Raw genomic sequence first — 26,968 nt, 5'->3', positions numbered from 1 at the left:
CGCCGGCGGCCGCGGGCGCCCCGGTGCCCGCCCCGGCCCCCAGCAGCCGCGCGTCGTCCGTCCACGCCGGCGCCTGGTCCGGCGCCCCGGCGACCTCGACCAGCGCGATCCCGTGCCGCCCGAGCGCCACGTCCACGACCCACCGCCCCGCGTCGGCCGCGACCCGGCGCACCGTCAGCGCCGGCACCGACGCGTCGTGCAGGTCCGCGAGCGCCCGGTGGTCCGGGGCGAGCGGGCTGCCCATCGCCTGCCAGGCCGTGCGCACGTTCCCGCGCTCGGCGTCGACGTGCCGCTCGGTGACGACCGCGGGTCCGGCGCCCGGCAGGTCGAGCCGGATCCGGTGGCCCGCCTCGGCGGTCGCGATGCCGTCGAGCGGCTGCCACAGCAGCGCGGTGATGCGCCCGTCGGCGTGCCGGGTGACGAGGTGGTCGTCGCCGCGCGCCAGCACCGCGGACCCGAGCCGGGCCATGAAGGCGTACAGGTGGAACGCCGGCTTGCGCAGCTGGCGGTGGCCGAGCAGCCCGAACCCGCCGTGCAGCGGCGCGGTCGGGATGCCGACCTCCTCGAACACGTCGCAGAGCGTCCAGTAGGAGAACGAGTCGACCAGGTCACCGCCGCGGGCGAGCACCGGCGCGAGGTACGCGGCCTGGTAGGCGGTGTCGTGGATCGGGTTGTCCGGCCGGTACGACGAGGAGAACTCGGTGATGTGCACGGGCAGCCCGTCGAGCGCGGTGCCCGCGAGCAGCGACCGCGGCGTCGCGAGCTGGTCGAGCAGGTCCTGCGGCGGCCGCAGCGTCTGGTAGGTCCCGAACGGCACGTGCTCCGCCGGGCCCGAGGTGTACGCGTGCTTGCTGACGAAGTCGCACGGCACGCCGGCGTCGGCCACGTGCTCGGCGAACCGCGGCAGCCAGTCGTCGGCGCCGGGCGACACCGCGGGCCCGCCGACGGGGATGTCCGCGTCGACCTCCTTCACGGCGCGCGCGGTCGCGTCGTACAGCCGGTGGTAGGCGGCCTCGTCGGCGCCCTGCCAGAAGAACGGCAGGTTCGGCTCGTTCCACACCTCGACCGGCCAGGTGCGGACGGTCTCGATCCCGTAGCGGTCGACCAGGTGCCGCAGCAGCGCCCGCACCAGGTCGGCCCACTCGTCGTGGTCCCGCGGCGGCGTCACGTTGCCCTGCCACCAGAACACCGTCTGGTCCCCGGACGCGAGCGCCGCGGGCATGAACCCGAGCTCGAGGAACGGCGCCATCCCCGCGTCGAGCCAGGTGTCCACCACCAAGTCGAGGTACGCGAAGCCGTACCGCGTCCCGGTACGGCCGCCGTGCGACCAGGGCTGCACCAGCCCCATGTCGTCGTGCAGGATGCCGTGCGCGCGGGTGGCGCCGAACCCGATCTCGTCCTGCACCACCGCCAGCGAGTCGCGGTAGTCGGCGTGCAGCACCTCGCGGGTACGGCCGGTGCCGACGCAGGCGCGCCACGCGGGCGGCAGGGTGCCGACGGGCTGGGACGGGACGACGACGGCGGCGGGTGCGCCGGTGCTGGTCATGGTGGCTCTCCGGTCGGGGGTGGGGACGAAGCTCGCCGCCGTCCCGGGCGCGAGGGCGGTGCGCCCGGGACGACGGCGAGGGCTCAGCCGTTGTCGGCCACGTAGCGGTCGCGCGCGCCGTTGACGACGTCGACGTACTGCGTCGCGCCCTTGCTCTCCAGGTCGGCGACGAACGTGTCCCACTCGGACAGGTCGCGCTGCCCGAGGATGAACTGGATCGTGCCCTGCGAGACCGCGTCCCGGAGCGTGGTGTCGATGAGCGTGAGCTGCTCGTTCTCGACCTCGTCCAGCGGGGCCGGCGGCGCGAGGTCGATCATGTCGTAGTCGGCGATCGACTCCTGGAACGCGACCTCGGCGTCGGAGAACGTCGACCACAGCAGCTCGGTCGCGCCGCCGTAGGCGAAGTTGCCGCCCGAGAAGCCGAAGTCCTTCTGCAGGTGCTTCGTGCCCGACGGGTTGAGGCCCACGAAGTCGACGTCGGCGGCGAGGGTGCGGGTGCCATCAGCGGCCTTCTCGAAGGTCGTGCCCTCGACGCCCCACTTGGTGAACTCCTGGCCCTCGTCCGAGTAGAACAGCCAGTCGATGAACTGCATCATCGCGACGAAGTCCGGCGAGTCGGCCGCGTCGGCGTTGATCATGAGGCCGTTCTCGATCTGCGTGACCGGGTTCAGCACGCACCCGATCGGCCCGCAGGGGAACGGGATCTTCGCGACGGTCGCGTCCGGATCGTTCGTCGCGAGCCCGGGCTCGTACTCGTTGACGACGCTCTGCGCGTTGGTGCCGATCGCCACCGACTTCCCGGTGACGAACTTCTGGATCGCGCTGTCGTCGTCCTGGGTGAAGCTCTCGGGGTCCATCAGGCCGTCGGCGACGAGGTCGTGGAAGTACTCGACCATCTCCTTGTACTCCGGCATCGCGGCGGTGGCGACGAACTCCTCGGCGTCGCCGTCCCAGGTCGCGTTGTTGTAGCCCCAGCCGGCGGAGGTGCCGAAGCCGAGCGCGGCCATGTTGAGCAGGTTGCCGCCGGGATAGGTCTCGGAGAACCGGTCGGAGAACGGGTACTCGCCCGGGCGGGCCTCCTTGATCGCCTCGAGCGTGGTGCGGAACTCGTCCCACGAGGTCGGGGTGTCGAGCCCGAGGTCCGCGAGCACGTCGGTGCGCATCGCGATCGTGTAGTCCTGCCACGGCGCCTCGTGCAGGCCCGGCAGCACGTAGTACTTGCCGTCGGCCTGGCGGAGCTGGTCGATGTTCGCCTCGAGGCCCCAGTCGGCGACCTTCTGCTGGTAGTTCGGCATCAGGTCGACGTAGTCCGACACCGCGAGGATCGCGCCGGAGGACACGAACGCGTCCTCCTGGCCCGGGTAGGTCTTCGCGATGATCGACGGGGCGTCGCCGGCGCCGATCAGCAGGCTGCGCTTCTGCTCGTAGTCGGACATCGGCACGAGCGTCGGGTCGAGCGTCACGTTCGTGCGCTCGGTGATCTCGGACCACAGCAACCAGTCGTCCTGCGACGGGTAGTTCGGGTGGTCGGAGAACAGCATCGAGAAGGTGAGCGGCTCGGTCGCGGTGAACTGGTCGCCGGCGGCGTAGTCCTCCATCGCCCCGGTCCGGTTGTCGAGGCCCGAGCTCTCCTCGTCGTTCTCGGACCCGCCGGAGCAGGCGGTCAGGGCCAGGGCGAGAGCGGCGGCGGCGGCGAGGCCGCGCGCCCGCGTGCGCTGGGACATGGGCATTCCTTTCGTGACGAACATCGTCGTTCGTGGCGGGGAAGGGGAAAGGCGGTCAGCCCTTGACGGAGCCGAGCATCACCCCCGAGACGAAGTACCTCTGCACGAACGGGTACACGCAGAGGATCGGGAGGACGGTGAGCACCATCGTCACGGACTGGATGTTGGCCGAGACCTGTGCGACGTCGGCCGCTGCGGCGCCGGTGGACTGGGCGGTCGACGACCCCGCGATGAGGTTCCGCAGGTAGACCGTCACCGGGAACAGCTCGGACTTGTCCATGTAGAGGAAGGCCGCGAACCAGGAGTTCCAGAAGCTCACCGCGTAGAACAGCAGCATCGTCGCGATCACCGCCTTGGACAGCGGGATGACGATCTTCCACAGGATCCGGTACGTGCCGAGGCCGTCGATCTGCGCGGCCTCCTCCAGCTCCAGCGGGAGGTTCTCGAAGAACGCCTTCATCACCAGCAGGTTGAACACGCTGATCGCGTTCGGCAGGACGATCGCCCACAGCGAGTTCTTCAGCCCGAGGCTCGTGATGAGCACGTAGTTCGGGATCAGACCGCCGTTGAAGAACATCGTGAACACCGCGATGCCGATCAGCACCGAGCGGCCGCGCAGGTGGTGCTTCGAGATGACGTAGGCGTAGCAGGTGGTGAGCACCAGGGCGATCGCCGTCGCGACGACGGTGTAGATCACCGTGTTCTTGTAGTTGGTCCAGAACATCGCGTCGTTCATCACGAGCTGGTACGTCGTGAGGTTGAACCCGACCGGCCAGATGTTCACCTGGCCCGACCGGATCGCGGTGTCCGAGCTGAACGACCGCGCGATGATCATGAGGAACGGGTAGAGCGTCACGGCGACGACGCCGAGCAGCGCCACCACGTTGAACGCCCGGAACACCTTGTACCCGCGGGTCTCCCGCAGCAGGCTGCCGGTGCGCGCGGGCAGCGGGCCCGCGGAAGTCTCGACGGTCGTCACCACAGGCTCGCTCCCACCGCTCGCTTCGAGATCGCGTTCGCGGAGAGGATCAGCGTCAGGCCGATGATCGACTCGAACAGCCCGATGGCCGCCGCGTACGAGAAGTTGTTGGACACCAGGCCGACCCGGTACAGGTACGTCGAGATGACGTCGGCCGTGGGATAGGTCAGCGGGTTGTAGAGCAGCAGGACCTTCTCGAACCCGACCGCCATGAAGGTGCCGATGTTGAGGATGAGCAGCGTGACCATCGTCGGCCGGATGCCCGGCAGCGTGATGTGCCAGGTCTGCTTCCACCGGTTCGCGCCGTCGATCCGCGCCGCCTCGTAGAGGCTCTCGTCGACCGTGGTCAGGGCCGCGAGGTAGAGGATCGTGCCCCAGCCGACGGTCTGCCAGACCTCGCTCGACACGTACACCGCGCGGAACCACTCGGGACGTTGCAGGAACGGCACCGCGTCCCCGCCCAGCGCCGTGACGACCTGGTTCACCGTGCCCTCCAGCGAGAGCAGCTGGAACAGCATGCCGGCGATGATCACGATCGACAGGAAGTGCGGCAGGTAGGACACCGACTGCACGAACCGCTTGAACACCCGCGACCGGACCTCGTTCAGCAGCAGCGCCAGCACGATCGGCAGCGGGAAGCAGAACAGCAGCGTGAGCGCCCCGATGACCAGGGTGTTCCGGAAGACCATCCAGAACGTCGGGTCGGACAGGAACATCTCGACGTAGCGGAACCCCACCCACTCCTCGCCGAAGATGTTGCCGCCGGCGCGGAACTTCCGGAACGCGATGACGTTGCCGAGCATCGGCGTGTACCGGAACACCGCGAAGAAGATCAGCGGCAGCACCGCGAGCGAGTACAGCTGCCAGTCCTTGCGCAGCGCGGTGCGCCACGGGAGCTTGCCGTTCGCGCGGGACCGCCGGGCGCGGCGGGGCGCGCGGGCGGCGCGGGCCGGGTCCGCGGCCGGCGTCAGCTCCGCCGCCGGGCCGGCCGGGCCCGCCGGGACCGGCGCCGGCGTGGTGATCTCCGGGCCCTGGACGGTCATGCGCCACCGCCGTGCGCGGGCGCCGTCCGGCGCGCGTCGCGCCGGACGGGAGGTGCTGCGTCGCTCATGTCGGTCCACTCCGTCGTGGGTGCGGCGGGCTGCGCAGGTTTCGAAAGTTGCGCTGCTCACACCGATACTGTTTCACCCGCACCGTAGGGGCGTCTCACCGCCTCCGTCAACCATCCCCCGAGGGCTGCCGCGGGGCACGAGGCGTGCGCTACAGTCGGGAACCGCTGCTCCGACAGCGACAGTTTCGAAGGGGAGCCATGCCGAGAGGCCGCACGACGATCGCCGACATCGCGAGCGAGGTGGGCGTGTCGATCCCGACCGTGTCGAAGGTGCTGAACGGCCGCACCGACGTCTCGGAGGCGACCCGCGCCCGCGTCGAGGCGGCGCTCGAACGGCACGACTACCGCAAGCCCGTCGCCACCCGGGCCTCCGGGGCCGGCGTCCGGCTGCTCGACCTGGTGTTCCACGCCGCCGACAACCTGTGGGCGCAGGAGATCATCAAGGGCGTCGAGCGGGTCTGCGGCCCCGAGCGGGTCGGCGTCGTGCTGTCCGAGCTCGGCGGCGCGCACCGCCCCACCCAGGAGTGGATCGACGACGTGATGGCCCGCCGGCCGCTCGGCGTCCTCCTGGTCCTGTCCGGGCTCGACGCCAAGCAGCGGCACCAGCTCGAGTCGCGGAACATCCCGTTCGCCGTGGTCGACACCCAGGGCGAGCCGCCCGCCGGCGTACCGACCGTCGGCTCCAACAACTGGAACGGCGGCCTCTCCGGCACCCGGCACCTGCTCGCGCTCGGGCACCGCCGGATCGCCGCGATCTCCGGGCCGGACGACATGCTGTGCTCCCGCGCCCGCGTCGACGGCTTCCGCAGCGCGCACGACGAGGTCGGCGTGCCGTGGGACCCCGCGCTCATCCGGTGGGGCGCGTTCGACGCCGAGAGCGGCTACCGGCACGCGCTCGACCTGCTCGCCGGCCCCGACCGCCCGACCGCCGTGTTCGCCGGGTCGGACTACCAGGCGCTCGGCGTCCTGCGGGCGGCCCGCGAGCTCGGGCTGCGGGTGCCGGACGACCTGTCCGTCGTCGGGTACGACGACCTGCCGATCAGCCAGTGGATCGACCCCGGCCTGACCACGGTGCACCAGCCGCTGCGGGAGATGGCCGCGATGGCGACCCGGATGCTGCTGACGCTCGCCGCGGGCGGGGAGCCGCCGTCGACGCGGGTGGAGCTGGTGACGGAGCTGGTGATCCGGGCGTCGACGGCGCCGCCTGCCCCGGGCGGGGGTCGGTCGTGACTTGGGACGGGTTCGGCGGGGCGCTCGACGCGCTGGACGGGCTCGACCCGCACGCGCTCGTCGTCGCCCGCCACGGGACCGTCCTGGCGCGCGCGACCTGGGCGCCGTACGACGCGGAGCGCGCCGGGCTCGTGTACTCGGTGTCCAAGTCGGTCACCGCGATGGCCGTGCTGCTTCTCGAGTCCGAGGGGCGGCTGGGCTTGGGCGACCCCGTCGACCGGCACCTCGACCTGCCGAACCCGCACGGGTTCACGCTGCGGCACCTGCTCACCATGTCCACCGGGCACAGCCGCGAGCAGACCGCCGTGATGCCGGCCGACCCCGCGGTCCTGCTCTCGACGCCGCCGGAGCACCCCGTCGGGATGCGGTTCGCGTACTCCTCCCCCGCCACGTGCACCCTCGGCCGCGTCGTGCACGCCGTCGCCGGGGAGCAGCCGACCGCGTACCTGCGGCCGCGGCTGCTCGACCCGCTCGGCATCGGGCCGCGGTGGTGGCGGTCGCTCGCCGGCGTCGAGCAGGGCTTCTCGGGGCTGCACCTCACCGTCGACGACCAGGCGCGGCTCGGGATGGCCTTGGCGGCCGGGGGTGTGGCGCCGGACGGGACACGGGTGCTGCCCGCGGCCGCGGTCGACGCGATGGCGACGACGTTCGTGCCGACGGCCGAGACGGGCGTCGAGGACCACCAGGGCCCCGAGCCCGACACCGCCCACGACGACTGGGCGCTGGGGTACGGGTACGGGGTCTGGCGCAGCCGGCACGGCTACCGGATGGACGGGGCGTACGGGCAGTTCACGCTCGTCGTGCCGGAGTCCGGGGTCGTCGTGGCGTACCAGGGGTCGGCGATGGACACGCAGCGGGTGCTCGACGTGCTGTGGGGGCTGGTGGCGGCCGCTGCCGACTCGTCGGGGGCGCCGCTCGGCGGTGTCGCGGAGCGCGACTCGTGGGCGGTGCGCGACCGGTACGTCGCGTCCGACGCCCCGGCGCTCGACGTCGCGGGGTGGACGCTGGACGACGACGGCCCCGCCGCCGCCGGCTGGCGGTTGACGATCCCGGCCCGCGACGGCCAGCCCGGCGGCGGCGTCGACCTGCGCCCGGGCGCGTGGAGCCGCGGGTCCCTCGAGCTCCGCCCGGGCGACACCGCCGTCGGCGCCCCGAGCGACCCCGTCCCCGACGGCATCGTCCCCGTCGCGGGCCGCGCCGAGCGGCTGCCCGACGGCACCGTGCGCGCGCACCTCGTCGCGACGGCCTCGCCGCACCGCCTGCTGGTCACCCGCGCCCCCGACGGCGCGCTGTCCGCCCGCTGGCACACCGCGCCGCTGTGGGAGCCGACGCTCGCCACCCTCCTCGTCCCGCCGCTGGTCGCCGCACCGGCGCGGGGACCGTCCTGACCGTCGACCCCACCCGGAGCCATGACCCCCGACAACGCCGTCGCCGTCACCGTCCACCCCGCCTGGCTGCCCGACGCGGCCCTGGCCCCGCTGCGCGCGCTGCCGTCCGCCGTCCTCGGCGCCGGGCCGTGCCTCGACACGGTCCGCTCGGAGCTGTCGTCCGGTGATGGGGGTCCGAGGCCCGTCGAGGCGCGGCTGGTCGTCGCGCCGGTCGGGGCGGTCGCGTCGCCGTCGTCGGTCGGCCTCGACGCGCTCCCCGAGGTCCCCGCCGGGGGCCACGCGATCGTCCGGACCGTCGACCGCACGGTGCTGCTCGGTGCCGACGGCCCGGCCACGCTGCGCGGGCTGTACGCGCTGGCCCGGGAGGAGGCGGTGGCGCGGATGCTCGGCATGGTGCCCGCGCTGGGGACGACGACGAGCGCCCCCGAGCAGCCGCTCCGCATGCTCGACCACTGGGACAACATGACCGTGCACCCAGTGATGGGCCAGATCGAGCGCGGCTACGCCGGCGGCTCGATCTTCTACGCCGACGGCGCGGTCCGCGCCGACCTGAGCCGGGTCCGCGACTACGCCCGGCTGCTCGCCGCGACCGGCGTCGAGGCGGTCGGCATCAACAACGTCAACGTGCACGCCCACGAGGCGCGCCTGCTCACGGACGGCCTCGGCGACGTCGCCCGCATCGCCGACGTGTTCCGGGCGTACGGGATCCGGATCTTCCTGTCGGTGTCGTTCGGGTCGCCGCGCGTGCTGGGCGGGTTGGAGACGGCGGACCCGCTGGACCCGGCCGTCGCGTCCTGGTGGGCGTCGACCGCGGACCGCGTTTACGGCGCGGTCCCGGACTTCGGTGGGTTCCTCATCAAGGCCGACTCAGAGGGCCAGCCCGGCCCGTTCGCCTACGGCCGCAGCCACGCCGACGGCGCGAACATGCTCGCCGCGGCCGTGCGCCCGCACGGCGGCACCGTCCTGTGGCGGGCGTTCGTCTACAACCACCACCAGGACTGGCGGGACCGCACCACCGACCGCGCGCGGGCGTCGTACGACCACTTCGCGCCGCTCGACGGGACGTTCGCCGACAACGTGGTGCTGCAGGTCAAGCACGGGCCGATGGACTTCCAGGTGCGCGAGCCGCTCTCCCCCGTGCTGGCCGCGATGCCCCGAACGCGGCTGGCGATCGAGCTGCAGGTCACGCAGGAGTACACCGGGCAGCAGCGGCACGTCTGCTACCTCGCGCCGGCGTGGCGGGAGTACCTGCGGTTCCCACTGGACGGTTCGCGGGCGGTGGCGTCGATCGTCGGCGGGGGCGGCGGTTCGGCGCCGGCCGGCGGCGTGGCCGCGGTGTCGAACGTCGGGGACGACGCGTTCTGGACCGGGCACCCGCTGGCGCAGGCGAACCTGTACGCGTTCGGGCGGCTGGCGTGGGACTCGACGCTCACGGCCGAGGACGTGCTGGACGAGTGGATCGCGCTGACGTTCGCCTCGGCCGGTGCTGACGACCTGGCGCGGATCCGGTCGGTGCTGCACGAGGTCATGGACGGCTCGTGGGCGCGGTACGAGGGGTACACCGCGCCGCTGGGCGTCGGGTTCATGGTCGACCCCGGCACGCACGGCGGACCGTCCGTCGACGGGTACGAGTACTCGCGGTGGGGGACGTACCACTTCGCCGACCGGGACGGGATCGGGGTCGACCGCACGGTGGCGACCGGGACCGGGTTCGCGGGGCAGTTCCCGTCGCCGTGGCGGGAGACCTACGAGTCCGTCGACACCTGCCCGGACGAGCTGCTGCTGTTCTTCCACCACGTGCCGTACTCCCACGTGCTCCGGTCGGGGAAGACCGTGATCCAGCACATCTACGACTCGAGGGCCGAGGCGGTCGAGGGGCTCGACGCGGCCGAGGCTGCGTGGGGGTCGCTAGCGGACCTCGTGGGCGGGGCGGTGCCGGCCGACTTCGACGCGCGGGTGCGGGAGCGGCTGGAGGTGCAGCGGGCGTCGGCCGTGGAGTGGCGGGACCAGGTGCGGAGCTACTTCTGGCGGAAGTCCGGGGTCAAGGACGCGTCGGGGCGGGTCGTGTACTGAGCCGGGGTACGCGGCGTACCCCGGCGGAGGCGAACGACGTCCTGAGCGTGCGTACGCGGTGGACGCAGCGGCCGGGGAGCGAGTGGACCCGCCGAGCCTGGTCGGGGCGGCGTCCAGAGGTGCCGAGCCGCTTCTGACGGGCGTCGCGGGGGGGGGCGGACGCGTCGAGTCGGGTGATGGGTCGACCGGTCGTCAGAGGGCGCTGGCGTACACCGCCGCGCCGGTGGTGGCGACCAGCCCGACTGTCGTCGCGACCGCGGCGCTGATCCCCCGCCGCTCGGTCCAGGGCACCAGCCCGACCGCCAGTCCCATCACCAGGCCGGCCGCGAGGAGGCCGATGACCGCGGGCGTGGCATCGCTCGGGCTGCGCTGCTCGCAGCCCCAGACGCCGCACCACGCGAACACGGCGGCCCCGACCATCACGAAGGCGACGGCGGCCGCCAGCGGCAGCGTCCACAGCAGGTGCAGCGCAGCCCGCTGCCCTCGGCGCGGGGAAATCATCGCATCACCACCCGCTACCCGTAGCGCCGCGGCTCGACGGCGATCACCGGCTGGAGCGCGAACCAGGCGGCGGCTCGCGCCGCCGCTCGACCGTCGCCGGGCGCCCACCCCTGCCACGAGCCGAAGCTCACGACGGCACCCCCGCCCGGCAGCGCCGCTCATCGGCGTCCGGGAGAGGGTCGGGCAGCAGGGTCCGGATATCCGCCGAGAAGATCTGCCAGGGGTAGGCGGCGGTCAGGAGTGCGCGGGCGGCGGGGGTGATCACGGCGGTCACACGGGTGAGCGAAGCAGAGGTGGGGTGGCGGTGTGCGGGATCCACCGGTACGCCACCCGTCCGGCGCACTCACCCCACGGTCGGCGCGAGGACCACCCAGGGCCAATCGTGCCCTTCGCCGAAACGCGCTCGTGGCGCACGTCGGTCCTCTACGGTCGCACCGTGATCACGCTGAGCGCCCGGCTGGCGTCCCTGCTGAGCCCTACCCGGGTGGACCAAGCCGCCGAGGTGGTTCGCCGGTACTTCGCTTCCCGTAGCGAAGGTGGCTTCACTGGTGCGTACTTCGAACGCCTGGGCGGAGGCGGCGACCGGCCTGAGACCGCCGATGTCTTCACCGCCGAGGACCTCGTCGCCGTGTCCATGCTGTCCGTCCGCGTCGAGGGTGGCGCCGCCATCGAGCTCCTCCTCAGACGATCAGACCGCCTCACCGAGCTGCTCCGCGCCATCCCGGCCCATGTCCGCCTCGGCGAGCTCACGGTCGACGACCTCGGCGACACGTGGGCACCGCGCGCCCTCTACCGGGAGCTCCGCACCATCGAGAGCATCGGCCCGACCACAGCGTCCAAGCTCCTGGCGCGGAAGCGACCGCATCTCGTCCCCGTCTACGACACGGTGGTCGACCGGGAGCTCTCCCTCATCAAGGGAGACCTATGGAAGCCGCTGCACGCCTGGCTCATCGCGGACAGAGGCGCGAACGAACGCCACCTCACGCAGGTCCGTGATCGCGCCGGCGTCCCCGACATCTCAGTCCTTCGCATCTTCGACGTCCTCGCTTGGATGACGGGAAGCGGCAACGTCGAGGTCGACCATGAGTGAACCCGGAACCGCAGTCCCAGGGCGACCGCAGCTGAGCGAGATCGAGATGACGTGGATGCGAACGATGCGCGCTTCCGTGTGACCCTGTGGCGCTCGCGGACTACCGGAGCCGGTTCCACAGCTCTTGGTCGGCCAGCGCGTCGAGAACGGCGCGCTCGAGTGCAGCTGCTCCTTCACGGGTTTCGGTCGTCGCCCAGGCCACCTGCAGGTCGGCTCGCTGGACCGCGGCGCGAGCCCAGGCCTGGACGCCACGAGGCGCGCCTTCCTCGACCTCCGTGAGCCTCTTGTGCAGAAAGCCCGGGTCTGCGAGGGCCCGCTCGAGGGCGAGGTTGCCCAGGCCGCTGTGCGGCGCCCGCCCGGAGACGTAGATGCTCAGCCGTCCGCGCAACCCCTTCCCGCTGCGCTCCCCTGCCATGCCGACGTAGACGAGAACGCCGCCCTGCCGGAAGAGGTACACGCCCGGCACCGAAGGAGCGTCGCGGATCACCTCGGGCACGAACCGCTTCCATGTCGACCAGGCCGTGAGGTCAGCGACCGCCCCGGGGAGATCCGCATCATCGTGCACGCGGTGAGGCTATCGAGGCCGTCACGTCCCCCGCTTGCTCGCCGCAGTAGCGAGGCGGTCCGCGTCCGACAATCGCAGCCCCACGATGTCCAGCCGCCGCAGCGCCTCCCGCGGCCGCACCGTCGGCGCGGTGAGCGGCTCCGCCAGCGCGGCCATCGCGAGCTGGTACTGCCCCGCACCGGCGCCTTCGTCGCTTCGAGCGCCGCCACCGACACCCGCCTCGACGTCCAACCCGCTGGCTGCGGCCCCATCAGCTCTTGTGGACGCCACCCTCCTGCGCTCAACTCCCGCAGCAGTCTGCCGATGACTCCGGAGACGATCGCAATCTCCATCAGCCGAGCTCGACGGGGTCACCATGGCGCGGATCATCCGCATGTCCACACAAGTCGGTGATTCCGCGGAGAACGCGCGCCGTGCCCTCGACCGCCGGGTCGACCTCCGTCCGATCGCCGCCTTCCTCGCAGATCGAGGAGCACGTGTGCCGACCGATGGGCACGGTTACCTCTGGGGTTTCAAGCCCAGGTCTCCCGTGATCACGGCGGCCCAGCCCCTCACTGCAGGGGATGTGGCGCTGCGGATCGAGAAGATCGACGGGATCGCGCACGTCACGAGCGCCTACGTGGTCGCCTACGTGGCTCTGAACGACCCCAGCCTGCCGCGGCGAGTCGGCGTTTACTGGCAGGGGGACGGCGGATGGGCCAACAGCGTCGTCTTCGACCGCAAGATCACGCCTCCGCGTGCTTTCCCGTACTCCGACTACATGGACGCCTTCGGCTGGGTCACAGGATTCAACTACAAGGCGGACTTTCTGTCGGTCCCTGACGTCGAGCTGTTCTTGGAGAGTTTCGCGGCCGGCATACGCCCGGCCGACCATGACCATCGGTCTGGCGCTCCAGCGACGGCGGCGGCCGAGGTCGCGTCACCTGCGATGCCAGACCGGGTTGCCATCGACAACGACCCGGAGAAGCCTTGGCCTCGGCCTGGAGCGAACACCCGCCCTGCACGACCTGAGCAGCCGGCGTTCCGTCAAGAAGTACTTCGCGTCTACGCCGACCCCGCCAGCGGCACGACGCAGTGCGCCGCATGCGATGTCCACGACTCTCTGATCATCGAGGCGGCCCACGTCGTCGACTTCGGTCGCGGGCCCGATCGTTGGTACAACGGCCTTCCTCTCTGCAGGAATCACCACCGTTACTTCGACATGTGGATGCTCCGTCTCGACGACGGCTACAGGTGGCACCCGAGAGCCGGCGGGCCGAGCCTGTCGCAGATGGGGGTCACAAGAGCCGACATCAACCATCTCGGGGGACCCGGAAGACGGCCTCGGCCGCACCTCGACGTGGTGCGGTGGAAGTGGACGCTCTCAGGCGCGGGCGCCGAGGACACCATCTAGGACCACCTGGTGTCATGCCCGCGTTCACCCATGGCGAGGCGGCTCTCGCCAGATGTCGACGCTCTGGCCGTGAATCCCACCGGCCCGCCGGATGGCCCGACGCACCGGGACCCAGAGCGAGTCCGGCGCCCGCCCGTCGAGGAGACCACGAGGCGGTCGACCGGGTCTGCGCGGAGCCGGAGGATGGTCGTCATGCCGACCTACAACGTCCCGGCGCACCCCGGATCCTCAGGGGCTGGCGTCTCTCGTCGGATGAGCACACTGCGGCGTCGAGACAACGAGCGCGAGCTGAGCCTGCGGCGAGCGCTTCACGCCGCTGGCTACCGCTTCCGTGTCACGCACCCGGTGCCGGGGATTCGTCGGCGGACCATCGACATCGCATTCACACGACGCCGAGTGGCCGTCTTCCTCGACGGTTGCTTCTGGCACGGCTGCCCTCAGCACGGCACCGACCCACGCAGCAACAGCGCCTGGTGGGCCGAGAAGATCGCCTCGAACAGGGCCCGCGACCGCGACACCGACCGCCATCTGATCGCCCTCGGCTGGAGTGTGGTTCGAGTCTGGGAGCACGAAGACCTGGCGGAGGCCGTGGAGAGAGTTCGGGTTGCCGCTGGTCCTCCCCGGTCGGTTGGTGACGAGCCGGCGAGCGCGGCGGCGGTCCTGCAGGAGGACTCCCCGTCGCGTCACTCGCCGTCGTCGAAATCGTCCAGCGCGTCCTCGAACAGGAGCGGGGCTTCCGCTCCGAAGTCATCGGCTTCAGACGGAGGGCTCCACGACGCATCGTCCGGCGTATAGCGGTCCGCGGGAAGGCTGCCCACGTTCCGCACCGTGACCTCGTCGGCGAGTCGGTCCACCAGCTCGGCGAGGCTCAAAGTCTGGTCCGAGCGCGGCGGCTGGTTACGCCGAGGTGGCTGGGCGACGTCGAAGAACTGCACGGCTCCGTCGTCGGAGAACAGCCCGACGTACACCCGCTCGAAGAGATCGCTGCGAGAGGTGTGCGGATCCGAGCGGCCGGTCCGCTTGCGCAGTGTGAAGACGACGTGGGCGAAACTGCTGTTGCTACTCGCAGTCCCGGCGTCCCAGCACGCGTCGATCGGGAGGAAGAACAACGCAGCCAAGACGGCGAACGGCTGGCGCCGGTGGAGCACATCCGCCTCGTCACGCAGCTCCATGTCGTTGCGCTTGACGTTCTTCTGGTAGCGGCCGAGGCGGGTGACACCGTTCCTGGTGGACGGGTCCCGGAAGCTGTAGGTCTTGATGCTCACGCCCAGCACCAAGCCGGCGGCATCGTCCCAGACGCCCACGTCGGTCTTCTTCTTGTCGATGGCGGCGCCGACCGTGAACTCCTGGCCCCTGCCGTCCTCGAAGGGCGTGACCCGAGCTCGGGGATAGCGCGGGCGCAGCCTCTCGGCCACCACCTTCGCGAGCTCGTTGCTGAACCGCTGGGCGTAGTTCTTCTTCTCGGCCTGGGCGCCGGTGAGCGCATCCGGCTTCAGCCCGCCGGGACCACCTCGCGCTGCCTCCGCCAGGGGCACCACGAGGGGGAACGCATCATCCGCCGCGGCACGACGGTGCGGCGGCATCAGGCGTCTCCGGCGAGAGCGCAACAGGTCTTGGCCTCGATCAACACGGGTCCAACGTAGCGATCGGACGTCGATCCGGTACCTACACCGCGCGGGCGAGACCTTCGCTCGTCCGATCTCCTTCGACGAACCGCGCGACGTCCTCGCGGAAACCCGGATGCCGTCCAAGATTCCCCCGCTGGAGCCTGGACCAGAACCCGGCGGCGCCCCGCGGCGTGAGCACCTCGGCCTTGTCGGCGTCGACCACGTCGAGGAGATGGGTGTAGGGCCGGTGCTCCGGATACTCGCTGATCCCGTCGACACGGTGGACCTGACCGTTCTCGCCCCACGCGGCCGTGGGCCAGGCGCCGACAGGCTCCCAGGCAGAATCGCGACCCATCGCGTCACCTGGCGCCGCGATGCGGCGGGCGACCCACTCCGAGACATGAGCGGTGACCGCGTTTCCGACCAGCTTCCAGCGCGGCCGGCTGAGCCGCGGGTCCTGACCGAAGACATCGGTCCACCCGCGGTCGAAGCCCTGGAGGGCCTCTGCGTCGTCGATGGAGGGCTTCACGAGGCGGCGCTCCGCCTCTGCGGAGGGGACCCAGATGGCCGGGGGAGACGCGATGCCGAGCGTCGAACCACCCTTGAGCGTCGGCACGGCGTCCTGCGCCCAGCCGAGGCCACGAAGCCCCTCAGTCCAGTAGAACCCGTAGGCACCGCTCTCGTAGTGATCCTCCGGCCGCACCCCCGCGTCGTCCGCGAAGACCACACCGCGCGGATCCAGCTCCGTCGACGCGACGAGGATCACCCGGCGCCGGCGCTGAGGGACCCCCGTGAACCGCGAGTCGACGACGCGATACGCCCACCGGTACCCCAGGGACTCGATCTCCGCGACGAGGTAGCGCATGGCGTGACCTCGGTTGAGGGCGAGCATGTTGGGGACGTTCTCGATCAGCAGTGTCGGCAAGCGCCTGCCGGACCGCCGCACCGCCTGCAGAACTTCGAACACGTGCTTCACGAGGCCCGAGTTCACGCCCTCGATACCGGCAGTTCGCCCCGCCTGCGACAAGTCCGTGCACGGGAACCCTGCGGCGACGATCGTCGTGTCGGCCGGAAGATCCGTCAGCTCGCGCACGTCGGGATGCACCTCGACGTCGGGGAAGCGGGTCGTCAGGACCTGCTGAGCGGGTTCCCACCACTCGCAGAGGAGCGTCGTCTCGACATCGCTGCCGAGCGCGCGCTGGAAACCCAGCTCGATGCCGCCGACTCCCGCGAACAGTCCGGCGATCTTGTGGGTGCTCAACGGCCCTCCGCGCGGTGGGGGTACGAGTCAGCCGTCAGTCACCTCAGGCGCGCCCACCTCCACGCGCCTGGGATCGCCCCCGACTGTACGGGCTGCCTCCGACACGACCGCCCTCAGACACTCGACCGCGCCCAGGGGCTCGTGTGAGGCGCCGCACTGCCCCCGGAAAACGCAGGGCAGTGCGGCGCATCTCAGTTGGGACAACGCGCCGTCGCGGTGGCGTTGCGAGCTATCGGCGCGCCTCACCGGCCCGCCGTTCGGGGCCGGGCGAGGTCACCGCCGCCCGCGCGACAGGTCGAACACCGTCGTCGTGTCGTACGTCTCCCCCGGCCGCAGCGTCGTGCTCGGGAACTGCGGCTGGTTCGGCGAGTCCGGGAAGTGCTGCGTCTCGAGCGCCAGCCCGTCGGACTGCCGGTACACGTGCCCGCCGGTGCCGACGAGCGTCGCGTCCAGGAAGTTGCCCGAGTAGAACTGGATGCCCGGCTCGGTCGTCCACATCTTCAGCGTCCGCCCGGAGTCCGGGTCACGGAGCTTCGCCGCCAGCTGCAGGCTGCCGTCGTCGGGCCGGTCGAGCACCCAGTTGTGGTCGTAGCCCTGCCCGAACAGCAGCTGCTCGAACGGCTCGCGGATGCGCTCGCCGATCGGCGTCGCCGACCGGAAGTCCATCGGCGTGCCCGACACGTCGGCGATCTCGCCGGTCGGGATCAGCGTCGAGTCGACCGGCGTGTAGCCGCTGGCCGGCAGCGTGAGCTCGTGGTCGAGGATCGACGACGTGCCCTCGCCCTGGAGGTTCCAGTAGGTGTGGTTCGTCAGGTTCACGACCGTCGGCGCGTCAGTCGTCGCGGTGTAGTGGATCTCGAGCTTCTGGTCGCGGGTCAGCGTGTAGGTGACCTGGACGTCGAGGTTGCCCGGGTAGCCCTCCTCGCCGTCGGGGCTCAGGTAGTTGAGCTGGAGCCCGACGGTGCCGTTGCTCTGGATCGGCGTCGCGGTCCAGACCTTGGTGTCGAAGCCGTTGAAGCCGCCGTGCAGGCTATTCGGGTCGTTGTTGATCGGCAGCTGGTAGGTGGTGCCGTCGAGCTCGAACTGGCCGTTCGCGATGCGGTTGCCGTAGCGGCCGATGAGCGCACCGAAGTACGGACCCGGGTTGTTGTTGTCGAGGTAGCCCTGCAGATCGGCGAAGCCCAGGACGACGTTCACCGGGTCCTTGCGGCCGTTCGGGACCTCGAGCGACTGGATGATGCCGCCGTAGGTGAGGATCCGGACGGTCATGCCGCGGTTGCTGAGCGTGTACCGCTCGACGGCGGTGCCGTCCTCGGTGGCGCCCCACGGCTCGGACGTGATGGTGGCGGTGTCGTGGTGGCCGCCGCCCTTGTCACCGCCCCAGCGGTCGGTGGTGTCGTCGGCACCCAGGGCGGCGGGACCGCCCGAGACGAGCAGTGCGGCGACTGCGAGCGGGGCTACGACGCCCACGAGGCCGCGACGGAGTTGGCGCATGCGCATGTGACTCCCCCTTGTCCACGTCGGCCGGCGCCGCCCCCTGGGACGTCGGTGTCCCGCGGCGCGGCGACCCTGGCGCGTGACGTGGAGGGGGTCGGGGGCCCGGAGGGGCGGTGCGGTCGGGATCGACGCTAGGCCCGGGTCGCGCGACCGGTCAACGACTCTCTGCGCCCGACCGCAAACATGTCCCGACGAGGGCCGCCGACCCTACTCTTGACGACCTCACCCCACGAAGGGGTCGGCCACCCCCGCAGGTTCGAGCACCCCTCCCGTCTCCTCGCCCCGACCACGACTGCCCGCACTGATCAGCGATCGCAGCTTCTCCTGAGTCTCGTGGTCGGTGGAGTACAGGACCGTGCCGACCATCCCTCGGGTGAGCAGCACCTTGTAGACATTGCGGACCAGCCGGTCGAACGTCTCGTCGTCGACGGTCTTCCTCGAGCGGAAGTCGGGATCCCGGTTGTGCTCCCTTCGAGCCACCCATCGGTCGTCGCGCCACACCAGATCGGGTCCGAGAATGACGCCGTTCCACGAGTACTCGAAGCCCTGGGCCGTGTACACGCATCCCACCTGACCAAAACCTCCGTCGGCGGTCGCCCAGAGCGCCGAGGGCGGGGCACCGCCTACGGACCGATCTCCCCGGAGATTCCACGGGCGCGCCCAATCACCGATGCGCACGTCTTCCACGAGCGTCCCGTCGGAGCGCGGGTCGCTCCACGGCCAGCAATAGCCAGCCGTCATCCGCGCGTTGAGGCCGGCTTCCTGCTTGGCGCGGAGCCGTTGCTCCAGATCGGACGGGCTCTCCGCGACCTCGACGGCGAACCGATCATCGCCGGGCCACACGGCAGGCCCACCAGCCTCCAGTCCGAGGAGCCGCAGGATCCACGCAATCCATGCCTCGCTGCCGCCTGAACGGAACTGCCCGTGCAGGTCCACCTCGAGCACCTGAAGCCCGCGGCGCTCGGCGTGCTCACGGATCTCGCGGACGGAACCCATTTCGCCGGGGCGTACGACCTGGTGCTGGTCGAGCAGGAAGACCGGCGTCCGTGCCGCATCGAACAGCTCGTCCACCTGGGGCCGTGCGACCGCGCGGACCTCCTTGCGCGTGTATCGGTTCACCGACGTTGTCCGCAGCCGGTGCGCCTCGTCGAGGATCAGGACGTCGAGCCCGTTGCGTTCCGCCGTCATGAAGCTGTTGAAGTAGGCGAACAGGTTCCGAGTGCGAGGTGAGCCCTTCCCAGCGACGTTGCGAAGAGTCTGGGTGAAGGAGCGCGAGCCCGTACCGTGCGTGACCGTGCGCCCCTCGCGGGCCAGCTGGCCCAGGAGGGACAGCGCGATCACGCTCTTCCCGCTACCCGGCCCTCCCGCCACGACGACGACCGTCTTGGCGTCCTCCCGGCTCGCCGCGCGGACCGTGTCCATGACGAGCTCGTACGCGACCCTCTGCTCATCGAGCAGCCGGAACTGCTCGCGCTGACGGATCTCGTCGGCCGCGACCGCCAGCAGCTGACGCGAGGGCGCGATCCGCGACGAGAGCAGAACGTCCGCTGCCTGAACTCCGGACGTGGGTGCAAGCCGGGAGCGGAGGAAGTCGTGGAAGTCGGTCCTACGCTGCCCCGTGAAGAGCCTTGACGCAGCGCCTACGCCGGGAGCGCGGAGGGCGACGACGCCCGCCTCGGACGCGTTGTGGAGGTATGCGGCTCCGACCACCGATTTGGGCGACGGCGCCAACACGGCCACGAAGTCGCGGAGGTAGTCGACGTAGCCGTCGACCTGCAGCGCCGGGTGCAGCACCGGCCTGTAGCGAGCGCCGTCCACGTCCAGCAACGTGAGGCTGCCGTTCCAGCTGTGTGCTCGACTCCATTGCTTCAGCTCGATGACGACGTAGCTCGGGTCGCCGGAGCGCGGGTGGACACCGGCGAGGACGACGTCGGCGCGCTTGCTCGTCATCGGGAGCCGCTGCTCCATCAGCACCTCCACGTCCTGGAGCCCGGCGGCCCGAAGGTCGTCAGCGAGCGCAGCCAGCGACGCCCGCCACGACCGACGCTCACTCTCGCCCGGCCGACCCACGCCTTGGTAGCTGAGGTAGTCGGCCAAGGCCCGTTCGATCTCGCTGAAACCCGAGCCAGCGTGTGCGATCAACTCGGCCGCACTGCGGCGCAACGCTTCCATGACGACATCCCCGGGCAGCACGAATGGACGCGCGGGGGGACATGTCCTGAGGTCGGCGACCGGAAGTCCGTCGATCCGCTGATTCCACGACCCTAGCGACGGCGCCGCGACGCGCGGATCAGGCTCAACGACTGTCCGCCCATTTGGACCAACACCAATCGCCGCACGCTGGAGATCGGGCCGGCGCTACCGGACGCCCGGGAACTCCTGCCGCAGCCATCGCTCTACCGCCGCGACGTCCCGATACCCCCGCTCCCGGAGGAGCTGCACGATGTCGCCGCCGGAGATCACGACGACGGGGTGCTGATCCTCACGGATCTCCGAGTACGCCTGGCGCGCGAGGTAGGACGTCGTGACGAAGACTCCGAATTCGCGATGCCGCAGTCGAGAGATGAGCCGTGCCACCTCCTTGACGCCCACGCTGTTGTCGAGCCCGTAGCACTTCGCTTCGAGGGAGAAGGACAGCTCCACGCGGTCACCCAGCGGCCCGAGCGCGTAGGTCCCGACGGCGTCCCGGCCGCCGTCGACGCTCGCCCGCGTCACCACGACGTTGCTCACGGCGGGCGCCATCATCTGCCAGAGCCGAGCGGCGCACGCCTCGAACGCGGTGGGCGACGCCTCAAAGTACGACTTCACGGCCGCCAGGATCCGCAGCCCCTCGGGGTCCTTCGGCAACTGATCCTCCCGGGCACGGGTCTGCCGCGTCGGCTGCGCGACCAGGGGCCGGTAGGCACCGGAGGCGACCCACTCGCGCCATGCGGCGGGTGCGTGTGCGTCCGCGTCCTCACCCGACCGCAACGCGTCCAGCCAAGCTCGCGAGACGGACGCCTCGTCGAGGACCGTGAACGTGGCCCGGTAGTTCTGGAATCGCTGGCCGTCTCGCGACTTCCAGACCGCCACGAGCCGCTCATCCGGGCGGATCGCCGGCCCACCGGGTGCAAGGAGACCGCGGAACGCGACGCTCCGCCCCGGCACCGCCTTCTCGAAGAGGAAGATCGGCGGGACGGCCGCACGCTGCTCGGGGCCGCCCTCGGCGAGCTCGAACAGGTGCCGCAGCAGGAGGTTCCCCCGCCGCGGGGTGTCGTGCAGCTCGCGCCCGGGTTCCTTCTGGTCGCCGTGGTAGACGAAGCCGCCGGTGCGGGGGTCGAGCACGTCCGGCCAGTCCGGGTCGACCCCGCTGGTGTAGAGCACGACGTACTTCACCGTGCGCTTGACGATGCTCCCCAGTGGCCGGAAGCCGCCCGCGTTCCCGACGGAGAGCAGCTTGTTGATCGGGTCATCGCCCTGGTTGTTGGCCGTCCCACCCTCGTAGACGGCGTCGACGATCAGCGGGGCAGAACCATGACCTTCGAACGGGAACCTCTGCGTCACCGACAGCTTCTCCGCCCCGGGTCATCCCCCTCGCGCACCGGGAAACGACATCGACCGGTGCGTCTGTCCTGACGCCCTCAGCCAGGGACGTCGGTGACATCGTCATGGCCCGCACGCGGCGCGCATAACGAGGTCACCCGTTTGGCTGTTCTGCATTCGAGTGGCTCTCTGAGCGGGCGAGGACATCTCAGCGATGTCGTCGTCACTGCTCGGTCCGACGAATGGCCAGCCGCTATGGTCGCCGGGATGACCACCACTGGTGACGACGATGCACCTCAGGCGAAACTCCTGAACCTCCGGTACGCCGGCACCTGCGCCGCCTGCGGTGCGGAGCTGCCCGCCGGAACGCGAGCGGCCTACTTCCGCGCGACACGGACCGTCCGCTGTCTCTCGTGCTTCACAGGCGAGCCGCCGCCCGCGGCCACGGGGTCAGGAGCGGCTCCGGGACCCGTGTCTGCAGGGGGAGCCGGCGCATCCGCCCGTCGCGAGTACGAGCGCCGTTCCGCGAAGCGTGAGGCGCGCATCCGGGAAGCTCACCCGCGCCTCGGCGGCCTGATCCTTGCCATCTCCGAAGAGCCCCGCACCACTACCGCATGGGCGCGCGGTGCTCGCGGCGAGGAGATCCTCGGACGCAACCTCGACGGCCTCGAACCGCGCGGGGTGCGCGTCCTGCACGACCGCCGCATCCCGCGAACGCGCGCCAACATCGACCACATCGCAGTCGCCCCGACCGGCGTCCACGTGATCGACGCGAAGCGCTACAAGGGCCGTCCCGCGCTGCGCGCCGAGGGCGGGATCATCCGGCCGCGCGTCCACAAGCTGATGGTCGGCTCGCGGAACTGCACGTCTCTCGTCGAGGGAATGCACAAGCAGCTGGAGGTCGTGCGGACAGCGCTGGATCGAGCCGGGTTTACGGACGTCCCCGTCCACGGCACGCTGTGCTTCGTGGACGCCGATTGGCCTCTGTTTGGAGGCTCGTTCGCCATCTCCGACGTGGCGGTGCTCTGGCCGAAGAAGCTCGCTGAGCGCCTGCTCGCTCCGGGCGAGGTCACCACCGACGCCGCCACCGCCGTGCACGCGTCGCTCGCTCGCGCCTTCCCGGTCGCCTGACGCCAGCCGCGTCGAAGTCGCTCGCGGAACCAGCCCCTCGGGCGTCTCTTGCTTCGTAGCATGTTCAGGCTGGTGAACAGGCAGGGGGCTTCATGCTGGGAATGCGCGTCGACACGGACAAGCTCCGTTCCGCCGCCGACCGTCTCGACGCCATCGGCGGAGACATCGCCGGTCCCACCGCGGCGGCCGCGCTCAGCCGCACGGGCGAGTACGGCGGCGCCGCGCTCCAGTCCGCCGCGCGCACGTTCCTGGACTCGTGGACGCAGGGGCTTCGCCTCGCGGGAGAGGCACCCGCCGAGCTCGCCGCCGGCGTTCGCGAGAACGCGGGCACCTACGACGAGATCGACGCCTCCGTCGCGGACTCCTTCCGTCAGCTGCAGCAGTACGACCCGGTGCTGCTCGACGAGCTCCTCGAGTGACGACGTTCCAGATCGGGTTCGGCACTAGCGCCGCCGATCTCATCCCCGGCGAGCCCGCCGCACTGCAGAGCGACGCGGCGCACACGCGATCGGTCGCGCAGTCGCTGGACGAGGCCGCGACGGAGCTGGGCAGGGTCGACATCGGTCCCTGGGAGGGGCAGGCCGCCGACGGTTTTTCCGGGGCCCTCGCCACACTTCGAGCCCGCCTCATCGTCGCGTCGGACACGTTCACGGCCGCCGCGGACGCGCTGGATCGCCACGCATCCGTGCTGGCCGAGGCCCGAGAGCGCGCGCAGGTCTGCATCGACGGCTATCTCGCCGAGCTGCGCTGCCTGCCCGATGACTCCGCGAGCAACGGGCCGACGCCCGCGCAGTCCCAGGCGATGCTCGGGCTGGCTTCGACGTTGCGTGCCGTCGCCGACTCCGAGCAGATCACCGCGTCGACCTTGCGCGCCTGCGCGGAGGTCGGGCCTAGCGGGACGAGCGTGTTGGACTGGCTCCGCCGGAGCGACAACCCTTGGCACGCCGACGCGTACACCACGACCGAGTCCTTCCAGATGGCGAGCGTCTTCGCCTTTGGTGGTGGGAGAGGCGGCGCGAGCCGCGGTGGGCTGAGCGCACTCAGCGCGGAGCGCGTGGCGATGTACGAACGACTCGCCACGCGTTCGTCGACGCCCGAGTGGCTCCGGCCGCTCCACCGCGGCCAGCAGTTCAACTGGCAGAACTACGATCGCTACGTCGCGCGAGAGGTGTGGATCGACAACACCAAGAGCGGCGCTCGGTTCCGACTCGATTCGTACTCGCCCGACGAGGTCGTCGTGTCACGGCGATGGACGCAGCTGGGCGAGATCACCGAGATCTCGGGCAAGCGCTACATCGACGAGATGGTCCAGAAGTACAACCCCTGGGATCGGTCGCTGAGGATCGCGGACACTCCGGGCAACCAGGCACAGCTGGGAAGCCGCCCAGGCGCCATCGGCGGAAACTTGTCCGGAGACATGGTCTTCGAGGTGCCGGTGCAGACGTCCGGCGTGCCGCAGTCAGTCCTCCGGCGCGCGGACGAGTTCGACATCCTGATCCGAGACCCGCAGGGCACGATCTATCGTCTGGATCCGTGAGGAGCGATATGGGCACGTCCGACGTCCTGTACACCGGCCGCTGGAGCAGCAAGACGCGCCTCCCGTTCCCCGGCGTGGGCTGGTACGACGAGGCGAAGGCCCGCTCGATCTACGACGCGCAGCAGGAGTTCCTGTGCGTCGTCGACGCCAGCGAGCGCCTCGAGGACGACCGCCCGCGACAGCGGTGGATCATCGGCGTCTCGGGGAGCGAGGGCTTCCGCTGCGCCTTCTTCACGCCGGCCGGAACCCTCTACCGCCAGATCGACTACGCGCCCCGGCAGGGACGGCTCTGGCGCGAGACGACCGTCGACTACCGATACCCGGACGACACGCGGTTCTACGCCCGGGGCGTCGAGTCCCTGGGCCACACCGTCGCCCGCTTCGAGCCCGACGGCAGCGGCACCGTCCTGTACGTCGAGAGCGGCAATCCGGTCGGCGAGGAGGTCCAGCTCCACGACGCCCCGGTCTCGGGGTTCTGGCTGGATCGGCCTGAGTTCGGCGACTGGTCGCAACTCTCCGACCCGATGTACGGCGTTCCGACCGACGATGACGTGGACCGCCACATCGCCAGCCGCCTGTCCTGACCGGCCAGCGCGCCTGGGACCACCGCCGCCGAGCCGCTCCGGAGTACCCTCCCCCCAGCACACAGCGACGGCGCGGCAGGACGGGAGGGCAGCCAACGATGGCCGGCTCCCAAACAGCCCTGCGCGAAGCCAACCGCGCCACCGTCGTCGACACCATCCGCCGCTACGGCGGCCTCACCCAGGTCGAGCTCGCCTCCACCACGGGCCTGAGCGCCGCCACGGTCTCCAACATCGTCCGCGAGCTCCAGCAGGCCGGCGAGGTCGACGTCAGAGCCACGATCCACAACGGCCGCCGCGCCATGCTCGTCACGATGGTCCACCGCACGGGCCTCGCGGCGGGCGTCCACGTCGGCACGCGCCACATGAGCATCACCCTCACCGACTCGGCCCACCAGGTCCTCGTCGAGCAGGCTCTCCCCCTGCCCCACGAGCACCGCGCCGACACCAGCCTCGACCGCGCCGCCCTGCTCATCGTCGAGATCCTCGAGCGCGTCGGCTCCGGCCTCGACGAGCTCCTCGGCATCGGCATCGGCCTCCCCGCGCCGGTCGACGCCGCGACCGGCACCGTCTCGGTCCCGGGGATCCTCCGCGGCTGGGACGACGCCCCCGTCGCCCAGGTCATGTCGAAGCGCCTGGGCGTCCCGGTGTTCGTCGACAACGACGCCAACCTCGGCGCCCTCGCCGAGAGCCGCCTCGGCGCGAGCCGGCACTTCCAGGACTCCGTCTACGTCCGAGCGAGCCACGGCACCGGCGCCGGCATCTCCCTGCACCAGAACCTGCACCGCGGGTTCGCCGGCACGGCGGGCGAGATCGGCCACGTCCAGGTCGATGCCCAGGGCCAGGTCTGCCTGTGCGGGAGCCGCGGCTGCCTCAACACCGTCGTCGGCGCCCCCGCCCTCATCGAAGTCCTCCGCGCCTCCCGCGGAAGCCTCACGCTGAGAGACATCGTCGCCCTCGCCAACGACGGCGACCCCGGCTGCCGCCAGGTCGTCGAGGACGCCGGCGCCACGATCGGCGCGGTGGTCGCGGGCCTGGCGATCGCCGTGAACCCGCAGTGCGTGGTGGTCGGTGGCGAGCTCGCCGAGACCGGCGAGCTGCTGATCGGCCCGATGCGCGAGGCCATCCGCCGCCGGGTGCCGCTCAACCACATCGCGCCGCTCGAGGTGGTCGCCGCGGAGCTCGGCCCGAACGCCGAGGCGATGGGCGCGGTGCTGCTCGCGCTGGAAAACACCCGCACCACCCTCCCCACATACGCCCGGCCGGACGGAGACTGAGACCGTGGCACTCGACGTGGAGTGGACGACGACGGCGACGCAGGGCCGATCACAGCCCGGCGGCCCGCCCCTGCTCGCCCTGCGCAAGGTCACCAAGCGGTTCGGCGCCGTCGAGGCGCTGACCGACGCGGACCTCACCGTGCACGCGCACGAGGTCGTCGCGCTGGTCGGCGACAACGGCGCCGGGAAGTCGACGCTCGCCAAGATCATCTCGGGCGTGCTCCAGCCCGACAGCGGCACCATCGAGATCGACGGCGACCCCGTCGCCATCCCCAACCCGGCCGGCGCCCACGCCCTCGGTATCTCGACGGTGTTCCAGGACCTCGCGCTGTGCGAGAACCTCAGCGTCGCGGCGAACATCTTCCTCGGCCGCGAGCTGCGGGCGTCGAAGCGCAGCCCGATGGACATCGACGGCATGGAACTGGCGTCCGCGCAGATCCTCCGGGACCTGACGATCACCGTGCCGTCGGTCCGGACGCCGGTGCGCGAGCTGTCCGGCGGGCAGCGGCAGGCCGTCGCCATCGCGCGGACGCTCACGACGCGGCCCCGGATCCTCGTGCTCGACGAGCCCACCGCCGCGCTGTCCGTCGTGCAGACCGCCGAGGTCCTGATGCTGGTCGAGCGCCTGCGCGAGATGGGCCTCGGCGTCGTGATCATCAGCCACAACCTGGCCGACCTGCGGGCGGTGTCCGACCGGATCGAGGTGCTGCGGCACGGCCGGAACAACGGCTCGTTCGACGCGGCGACGTCGGCGCCCGAGGAGATCATCGGCGCCATCGCCGGCGCCACGCGCGCCGTCCGCCCGGCGTGGGCGACGCGCTAGCCCTGGCTTCACTCTCCGCACCGGATTGCCTTCAGAAGTTGTCGGCAATCCGCTACCCGGGACCGCGACCCCGCCCGACCCGCCCTGGTTCGCCCAGATCCCGACCGCCCGATCGGCCTTTGGTTGCGGTTT

The 26,968-nt window shown here is 71.1% G+C and carries 24 protein-coding genes; 12 read left to right on the top strand and 12 right to left on the bottom strand.

Annotation, left to right across the window (positions count from 1 at the left end):
* The 4 genes from FA014_RS03000 to FA014_RS02985 form a co-directional block, all read right to left on the bottom strand.
* Positions 1-1,546 (bottom strand): GH39 family glycosyl hydrolase (locus FA014_RS03000; protein WP_154728230.1); only part of this gene is annotated, 1,546 nt, incomplete at its 3' end.
* A gap of 83 nt (positions 1,547-1,629) precedes the next feature.
* Positions 1,630-3,270 carry an ABC transporter substrate-binding protein gene (locus FA014_RS02995; protein WP_154728229.1) on the bottom strand — a complete coding sequence of 547 codons (1,641 nt, stop codon included), beginning with the start codon at positions 3,268-3,270 and terminating at the stop codon, positions 1,630-1,632.
* A gap of 55 nt (positions 3,271-3,325) precedes the next feature.
* Positions 3,326-4,252, bottom strand: coding sequence for a carbohydrate ABC transporter permease (locus FA014_RS02990; protein WP_230322822.1), 927 nt, complete (start codon positions 4,250-4,252; stop codon positions 3,326-3,328).
* Positions 4,246-5,292, bottom strand: a complete 1,047-nt coding sequence (locus tag FA014_RS02985) for an ABC transporter permease (RefSeq protein WP_154728228.1) — start codon at positions 5,290-5,292, stop codon at positions 4,246-4,248. The genes FA014_RS02990 and FA014_RS02985 overlap by 7 nt, the downstream gene beginning before the upstream one ends.
* 266 nt (positions 5,293-5,558) lie before the next feature.
* Here FA014_RS02985 and FA014_RS02980 point away from each other — a divergent pair, with 266 nt between their 5' ends.
* Genes FA014_RS02980 through FA014_RS02970 form a run of 3 tightly spaced genes read left to right on the top strand, consistent with a single transcriptional unit; the run spans position 5,559 to position 10,051 of the window.
* Positions 5,559-6,590, top strand: a complete 1,032-nt coding sequence (locus FA014_RS02980) for a LacI family DNA-binding transcriptional regulator (RefSeq protein ID WP_154728227.1) — start codon at positions 5,559-5,561, stop codon at positions 6,588-6,590.
* Entirely contained in the window at positions 6,587-7,978 is a 1,392-nt protein-coding gene (locus FA014_RS02975; protein WP_154728226.1) for a serine hydrolase domain-containing protein, read from the top strand. The genes FA014_RS02980 and FA014_RS02975 overlap by 4 nt, the downstream gene beginning before the upstream one ends.
* Before the next feature lie 21 nt (positions 7,979-7,999).
* Positions 8,000-10,051 (top strand): alpha-glucuronidase, encoded by a 2,052-nt coding sequence (locus tag FA014_RS02970; protein WP_154728225.1) that lies wholly within the window; start codon positions 8,000-8,002, stop codon positions 10,049-10,051.
* 192 nt (positions 10,052-10,243) lie between these two features.
* Here FA014_RS02970 and FA014_RS02965 read toward each other — a convergent pair whose 3' ends face one another.
* A complete protein-coding gene (locus FA014_RS02965) occupies positions 10,244-10,552 on the bottom strand; it encodes a hypothetical protein (RefSeq protein WP_154728224.1) in 309 nt (102 codons plus the stop codon).
* Positions 10,553-10,679: 127 nt separating this feature from the next.
* Complete coding sequence (locus FA014_RS02960) at positions 10,680-10,826, bottom strand: hypothetical protein (RefSeq protein WP_154728223.1); 147 nt, start codon at positions 10,824-10,826, stop codon at positions 10,680-10,682.
* 162 nt (positions 10,827-10,988) lie between these two features.
* On the opposite strand from FA014_RS02960, the gene FA014_RS02955 reads away from it, so the two are divergent.
* On the top strand, positions 10,989-11,642 hold the full coding sequence (locus FA014_RS02955; RefSeq protein WP_154728222.1) for a DUF6308 family protein: 654 nt from the start codon (positions 10,989-10,991) through the stop codon (positions 11,640-11,642).
* Between the two features lie 100 nt (positions 11,643-11,742).
* Here FA014_RS02955 and FA014_RS02950 read toward each other — a convergent pair whose 3' ends face one another.
* Positions 11,743-12,138: a hypothetical protein gene (locus FA014_RS02950; RefSeq protein ID WP_154728221.1), complete on the bottom strand. Its 396-nt coding sequence runs from the start codon at positions 12,136-12,138 to the stop codon at positions 11,743-11,745.
* A gap of 424 nt (positions 12,139-12,562) precedes the next feature.
* Here FA014_RS02950 and FA014_RS02945 point away from each other — a divergent pair, with 424 nt between their 5' ends.
* Positions 12,563-13,600: an HNH endonuclease gene (locus tag FA014_RS02945; protein ID WP_154728220.1), complete on the top strand. Its 1,038-nt coding sequence runs from the start codon at positions 12,563-12,565 to the stop codon at positions 13,598-13,600.
* Between the two features lie 30 nt (positions 13,601-13,630).
* Positions 13,631-14,395: a very short patch repair endonuclease gene (locus FA014_RS20995; protein WP_328288168.1), complete on the top strand. Its 765-nt coding sequence runs from the start codon at positions 13,631-13,633 to the stop codon at positions 14,393-14,395.
* Here the strand turns inward: FA014_RS20995 and FA014_RS02935 are convergent.
* From FA014_RS02935 to FA014_RS02915, 5 genes are all read right to left on the bottom strand, one after another.
* Positions 14,284-15,138, bottom strand: a complete 855-nt coding sequence (locus FA014_RS02935) for a hypothetical protein (RefSeq protein ID WP_154728218.1) — start codon at positions 15,136-15,138, stop codon at positions 14,284-14,286. The two genes, FA014_RS20995 and FA014_RS02935, sit on opposite strands and share 112 nt — an antisense overlap.
* 127 nt (positions 15,139-15,265) lie before the next feature.
* On the bottom strand, positions 15,266-16,468 hold the full coding sequence (locus FA014_RS02930; protein ID WP_230322821.1) for a DNA cytosine methyltransferase: 1,203 nt from the start codon (positions 16,466-16,468) through the stop codon (positions 15,266-15,268).
* Between the two features lie 273 nt (positions 16,469-16,741).
* Complete coding sequence (locus tag FA014_RS02925) at positions 16,742-17,968, bottom strand: aldose epimerase family protein (protein ID WP_195969138.1); 1,227 nt, start codon at positions 17,966-17,968, stop codon at positions 16,742-16,744.
* Between the two features lie 219 nt (positions 17,969-18,187).
* The gene (locus FA014_RS02920) at positions 18,188-20,137 is read right to left on the bottom strand and encodes a DUF2075 domain-containing protein (protein WP_154728217.1); all 1,950 of its coding nucleotides are present in this window, start codon (positions 20,135-20,137) and stop codon (positions 18,188-18,190) included.
* A 186-nt stretch (positions 20,138-20,323) separates the two neighbouring features.
* Positions 20,324-21,508, bottom strand: a complete 1,185-nt coding sequence (locus FA014_RS02915) for a restriction endonuclease (RefSeq protein WP_230322820.1) — start codon at positions 21,506-21,508, stop codon at positions 20,324-20,326.
* Between the two features lie 246 nt (positions 21,509-21,754).
* Here FA014_RS02915 and FA014_RS02910 point away from each other — a divergent pair, with 246 nt between their 5' ends.
* The 6 genes from FA014_RS02910 (at position 21,755) to FA014_RS02885 (ending at position 26,836) form a co-directional block, all read left to right on the top strand.
* Positions 21,755-22,618: a nuclease-related domain-containing protein gene (locus FA014_RS02910; protein WP_154728215.1), complete on the top strand. Its 864-nt coding sequence runs from the start codon at positions 21,755-21,757 to the stop codon at positions 22,616-22,618.
* A 92-nt stretch (positions 22,619-22,710) separates the two neighbouring features.
* The gene (locus FA014_RS02905) at positions 22,711-23,037 is read left to right on the top strand and encodes a type VII secretion target (protein WP_154728214.1); all 327 of its coding nucleotides are present in this window, start codon (positions 22,711-22,713) and stop codon (positions 23,035-23,037) included.
* Entirely contained in the window at positions 23,034-24,155 is a 1,122-nt protein-coding gene (locus FA014_RS02900) for a WXG100 family type VII secretion target (RefSeq protein WP_154728213.1), read from the top strand. The genes FA014_RS02905 and FA014_RS02900 overlap by 4 nt, the downstream gene beginning before the upstream one ends.
* A gap of 8 nt (positions 24,156-24,163) precedes the next feature.
* Positions 24,164-24,739 carry a hypothetical protein gene (locus tag FA014_RS02895; protein WP_154728212.1) on the top strand — a complete coding sequence of 192 codons (576 nt, stop codon included), beginning with the start codon at positions 24,164-24,166 and terminating at the stop codon, positions 24,737-24,739.
* Between the two features lie 98 nt (positions 24,740-24,837).
* Positions 24,838-26,013 carry an ROK family transcriptional regulator gene (locus FA014_RS02890; RefSeq protein ID WP_154728211.1) on the top strand — a complete coding sequence of 392 codons (1,176 nt, stop codon included), beginning with the start codon at positions 24,838-24,840 and terminating at the stop codon, positions 26,011-26,013.
* A 16-nt stretch (positions 26,014-26,029) separates the two neighbouring features.
* Positions 26,030-26,836 carry an ATP-binding cassette domain-containing protein gene (locus FA014_RS02885; protein WP_154728233.1) on the top strand — a complete coding sequence of 269 codons (807 nt, stop codon included), beginning with the start codon at positions 26,030-26,032 and terminating at the stop codon, positions 26,834-26,836.
* The last annotated feature ends 132 nt before the right edge of the window (positions 26,837-26,968 follow it).

It is taken from the genome of Cellulomonas hominis, from assembly GCF_005239125.1.
In the GTDB taxonomy this organism is placed as follows: domain Bacteria; phylum Actinomycetota; class Actinomycetes; order Actinomycetales; family Cellulomonadaceae; genus Cellulomonas; species Cellulomonas hominis_A.
The sequence above is the reverse complement of the archived record's forward strand: the minus strand, read 5'-3'. Positions and strand labels throughout refer to the sequence as shown.

What these genes read in the sequence shown, in the direction of transcription:
- FA014_RS02970 (WP_154728225.1), top strand. Translation starts at nt 8,000, where the DNA reads ATGACCCCCGACAACGCCGTCGCCGTCACCGTCCACCCCGCCTGGCTG.
- FA014_RS02985 (WP_154728228.1), bottom strand. Translation starts at nt 5,292, where the DNA reads ATGACCGTCCAGGGCCCGGAGATCACCACGCCGGCGCCGGTCCCGGCG.
- FA014_RS02945 (WP_154728220.1), top strand. Translation starts at nt 12,563, where the DNA reads ATGGCGCGGATCATCCGCATGTCCACACAAGTCGGTGATTCCGCGGAG.
- FA014_RS20995 (WP_328288168.1), top strand. Translation starts at nt 13,631, where the DNA reads ATGGCGAGGCGGCTCTCGCCAGATGTCGACGCTCTGGCCGTGAATCCC.
- FA014_RS02995 (WP_154728229.1), bottom strand. Translation starts at nt 3,270, where the DNA reads ATGTCCCAGCGCACGCGGGCGCGCGGCCTCGCCGCCGCCGCCGCTCTC.
- FA014_RS02910 (WP_154728215.1), top strand. Translation starts at nt 21,755, where the DNA reads ATGACCACCACTGGTGACGACGATGCACCTCAGGCGAAACTCCTGAAC.
- FA014_RS02980 (WP_154728227.1), top strand. Translation starts at nt 5,559, where the DNA reads ATGCCGAGAGGCCGCACGACGATCGCCGACATCGCGAGCGAGGTGGGC.
- FA014_RS02895 (WP_154728212.1), top strand. Translation starts at nt 24,164, where the DNA reads ATGGGCACGTCCGACGTCCTGTACACCGGCCGCTGGAGCAGCAAGACG.
- FA014_RS02925 (WP_195969138.1), bottom strand. Translation starts at nt 17,968, where the DNA reads ATGCGCATGCGCCAACTCCGTCGCGGCCTCGTGGGCGTCGTAGCCCCG.
- FA014_RS02890 (WP_154728211.1), top strand. Translation starts at nt 24,838, where the DNA reads ATGGCCGGCTCCCAAACAGCCCTGCGCGAAGCCAACCGCGCCACCGTC.
- FA014_RS02920 (WP_154728217.1), bottom strand. Translation starts at nt 20,137, where the DNA reads ATGGAAGCGTTGCGCCGCAGTGCGGCCGAGTTGATCGCACACGCTGGC.
- FA014_RS02965 (WP_154728224.1), bottom strand. Translation starts at nt 10,552, where the DNA reads ATGATTTCCCCGCGCCGAGGGCAGCGGGCTGCGCTGCACCTGCTGTGG.
- FA014_RS02905 (WP_154728214.1), top strand. Translation starts at nt 22,711, where the DNA reads ATGCTGGGAATGCGCGTCGACACGGACAAGCTCCGTTCCGCCGCCGAC.